Origin of the sequence: Paenarthrobacter sp., assembly GCF_031180005.1 — a bacterium.
In the GTDB taxonomy this organism is placed as follows: Bacteria; Actinomycetota; Actinomycetes; order Actinomycetales; family Micrococcaceae; genus Arthrobacter.
Genome location: NZ_JAPSHI010000066.1, coordinates 1 through 3547, shown reverse-complemented (window position 1 = coordinate 3547; position 3547 = coordinate 1). Strand labels below are relative to the sequence as shown.

The following is a 3547-nucleotide window of genomic DNA, read 5'->3' as shown; positions in this document are numbered from 1 at the left end:
GGGCAAACGGGCCGAAACCCTGCTTGTAGGGCGCGCTCTTTGCCGTCAGGGCCATGGCAAGGTTTGTGCGGCCATGGAAGGAGTGCTCGAAGGCCACGATGGCCTGGCGCCCGGTCGCGCGCCGGGCCACCTTGACGGCGTTTTCCACGGCTTCTGAACCTGAATTGAAGAGCGCTGTGCGCTTGGTGAAGTCCCCTGGCGTGATCTCGTTCAGCTTCTCCGCCACGGCAATGTAGCTCTCATAGGGCACCACGGTGAAGGCCGTGTGCGTAAACCGATCCAGCTGCTCACGAACCGCGTTCACCACACGGGGATTGGAATTGCCGACGCTCGTAACGGCAATACCTGAGCCCAGGTCAATGAACGAGTTGCCGTCCACGTCCACAAGCGTTCCGCCGCCTGCTGCATCAGCAATGATCGGCAAGGTATGGCCAACGGACCGGGCGACTGCGGATGCCTTGCGCTCCAGAATTTCGCGCGAGCGGGGACCCGGGATCTCAGTGACGAGCCTGCGCTCCTGGGTGAGCTCAGGGCCGCCGACGGTGATCTGTGCGGTCATGGGGCCGCCTCCTTCGTGAGTTTGGTCTTCCTGGTGGTTCGTGACGCTTCATTGGTCCGACCCGGATAAAGAGAAGGGATTTCAAATGAATGAATAAGGTATACGGTATACGCAAATCCGATGTAAGCCAATAGCCGGTAGGCTGGGAAAAACAGAAAGTGGCGGGACACCATGAAGAAGATTGAGTTTGCTCGGGAGACGCTTGCTGATGCCGCGTACGCGCAGATCGCCGAGGGCATCCTGACACATGATCTGGGTCCCGGCGCAAGGCTGCTGATGGATGATCTGGCGACCCAAATGGGCATCAGTCGGACACCCGTGCGTGAGGCCTTGCATCGTCTTGAGATGGAGCGCGTCATTGAACCCGGCGGTCGCCGCGGCTACATTGTCCGTAAGCTCACTGATGTCGAGCTGGATAAGCAGTACGCTGCCCGGGGAGCTATTGAGCCGTTCGCCCTTGCCGAAGTTGCACGTCTGGGCGGCGCGGCCGCGACGTACGTGAGGTCCACGTACGAGGAGCTGGTATCGGCCCCGCAGACCACGGCCATGGAGGTGTTCCTGGTCAACAAGGCCATTCACCGCTGCACGGTGGAGGCTCTGGACAACGAGTACCTCCTGAGCATGTTCGATGTCATCTGGCAGACGGCCATGGCCACGACGGTGTGGGCGGATATCCTGGAAAGCCGTACTGCTGTTGACTTCCCTGAGATGCACCGCCCCATTGTGGAGGCTGCCGAGTCCGGGGACCCCGAGCTGGCGCGCAAGGTCGCTTTCGAGCACATCCATACCGGCCGCGGACTGCACGCGGGCCACGGCGAACAGCCCGCCCCCTAGAAGGGGCGGGCTGTACCGCACCGCGTGGTTCAGGCGGACATGTCGATCATGACTGCCTTGGACCGGGTGTAGGACAGTACGCTCTCGCGGCCCAGCTCACGGCTGTTGCCGGACTTGCTGTAGCCCCCGAAGCTCTGCGCGGGATCGAGCCGGCCGTGCGTATTCACCCACACCGTTCCGGCCTTAAGTGCCTTGCTCATGCGCAGGGCTCTGGCCACGTCACGGGTCCATACCGCTGCCGCGAGGTCGTACGCTGAATCGTTCGCGAGCCTGATGGCTTCCTCTTCTGTGCGGAAGCGAAGCACGGAAAGTACCGGTCCGAAAACCTCTTCCTGGGCGATGCGCATGTCATTGCGGACGTCAGTGAAGATGGTCGGTTCGACGAAGTATCCTGCCTGGTCCAGGGCCCGTCCTCCAACGCTGAGGTGCGCGCCTTCAGAACGTGCGATATCGATGTACTCCTGGACCGACACGTATTGGTCCTTTGAGACGAGCGGGCCCACCTCTGTGTCTGTGAGGAGCGGGTCCCCGATCCTCAGTGCCCTGGTTTCGCGGGCCAGCGCCTCGACGAGCTCGTCGTAGACGTCCTCGTGCACGAACATCCTGGTCGGGGCGACACACACCTGCCCGGCGTTTTCCCACATGGCCTCCGCCGAACCTTTGGCGGCCGCGCGGATGTCAGCGTCAGGGAAGACGATGTTCGCGCTCTTTCCGCCCAACTCAACGCTGACCTTCTTCATCTGCCGGCTGCCCGCCTCGAGAATGCGCCGGCCAACGGGAGTGGACCCGGTAAAGGATATTTTCACGACGTCGGGATGGTCAACGATCGCCTGTCCCACAGTGCGCCCGGGCCCGGTGACGACGTTGAGCACTCCCGGGGGCAGGCCTACCTGACGGGCGAGATCGGCCAAAAGCAGCGTCGAGTAGCTGCTGACCTCAGCCGGTTTGATGACCATGGTGTTGCCGGCTGCCAAGGCAGGACCGATCTTATGCGAGGCCATAACGAGCGGGAAGTTCCACGGTGTGATGGCACCGCAGACACCGAGAGGCTCTATCTGGGTCATGCCGAAATAGGGCTGGCGGACGGGGTTGATGGAGCCCTCGAGCTTTGTTGGCCAGCCGCCGTAATACCGGAAGACAGCCGCCACGCCCCCGACGTCTTCCAGTGCCTGGGATATGGGCTTGCCCATATCCAGCGTTTCCAGTTCAGCAAGCTGCTCACGGTTGGCATCGACCGCGTCGGCCAGATCGAACAGGTACTGGGCGCGGGTGGCAGGGCTCGCCGTACCCCAGTCACTGGAGGACAGGGCAGCGCTGGCTGCGGCAACGGCGGAGTCAACGTCCTCCGCTGAGCCGGAAGCGATGGAACCAAGAACCTTCTCGGTCGCAGGGTTGATGGACTGGAACGTGGCCCCCGATGTGGCTTCCCGGTCCGTGTCGGTGCCGATTCGAAGTCCCTGGGTCCGTTCGATGAAGGCTTGCGTGGCAAGCGAAATCTCGTGCGAGGTTTCCGAAATCACTGCGTCGTATGTCATGGCTTTCCCTTGTCTGGCATGTAAGTGGAGTGGAATCAGGCGGCGTACGTCAGACGGACCGGCAGTTCCTTGATGCCGTGCGTGAGGTTGGAGCGAAGCCGGTGCACGGGGCCGTCAATTTCAATGGTTTCAACCCGCTTGGCCAGCTCGCGGAAGACAATCTGTAGCTCCAGGCGGGCCAGGCTGTTGCCCAGGCAGATGTGGGGGCCGCCGCCGCCAAAGGCCACGTGCGGGTTCGGCTTGCGCCCGATGTCGAAGGTGTAGGGTGCGTCGAAGACGGTTTCGTCCCGGTTCGCGGACGCGTACCAGATGAGGACCTTGTCTCCGGCCTTGATCGGTGTTTCGCCGATCTTGGTGTCAACCAGCGCGGTCCTGCGGAAGTGGTGGATGGGTGTGGCCCACCGGAGCACTTCCTCCACGGCAGTGTTCAGCAGGGAAGGGTCTTCCTTGAGGCGGCGGAACTGGTCCGGGTTCTGGGCGAAGGCAAGGAGGCCATGGGACAGGGCCATGCGGGTGGTCTCGTTGCCGGCCACCACCAGGAGGGAGAAGAAGTTATCCAGCTCGCGGGTGGTGAGCTTGCGTCCGTTGATGTTCCCGGTCATGAGCAGCGAAAACACAT

General features: G+C 62.4%; 4 protein-coding genes. 1 reads left to right on the top strand and 3 read right to left on the bottom strand.

Annotation, left to right across the window (positions count from 1 at the left end):
- Positions 1-559: aminotransferase class III-fold pyridoxal phosphate-dependent enzyme (locus tag RIF72_RS19955; protein WP_309076521.1), on the bottom strand; the 559-nt coding region annotated here is incomplete at its 3' end.
- Between the two features lie 171 nt (positions 560-730).
- On the opposite strand from RIF72_RS19955, the gene RIF72_RS19950 reads away from it, so the two are divergent.
- A complete protein-coding gene (locus RIF72_RS19950; RefSeq protein ID WP_309076318.1) occupies positions 731-1393 on the top strand; it encodes a GntR family transcriptional regulator in 663 nt (220 codons plus the stop codon).
- Positions 1394-1422: 29 nt separating this feature from the next.
- Here the strand turns inward: RIF72_RS19950 and RIF72_RS19945 are convergent, their stop codons facing one another.
- Both RIF72_RS19945 and RIF72_RS19940 read right to left on the bottom strand, forming a co-directional pair.
- Positions 1423-2928 carry an aldehyde dehydrogenase family protein gene (locus RIF72_RS19945; protein ID WP_309076520.1) on the bottom strand — a complete coding sequence of 502 codons (1506 nt, stop codon included), beginning with the start codon at positions 2926-2928 and terminating at the stop codon, positions 1423-1425.
- 35 nt (positions 2929-2963) lie between these two features.
- On the bottom strand, positions 2964-3547 hold a 584-nt coding region (locus RIF72_RS19940), incomplete at its 5' end, for a cytochrome P450 (RefSeq protein ID WP_309076519.1).

Coding starts and splice junctions, on each gene's coding strand:
- RIF72_RS19945 (WP_309076520.1), bottom strand. CDS start 2,928: ATGACATACGACGCAGTGATTTCGGAAACCTCGCACGAGATTTCGCTT.
- RIF72_RS19950 (WP_309076318.1), top strand. CDS start 731: ATGAAGAAGATTGAGTTTGCTCGGGAGACGCTTGCTGATGCCGCGTAC.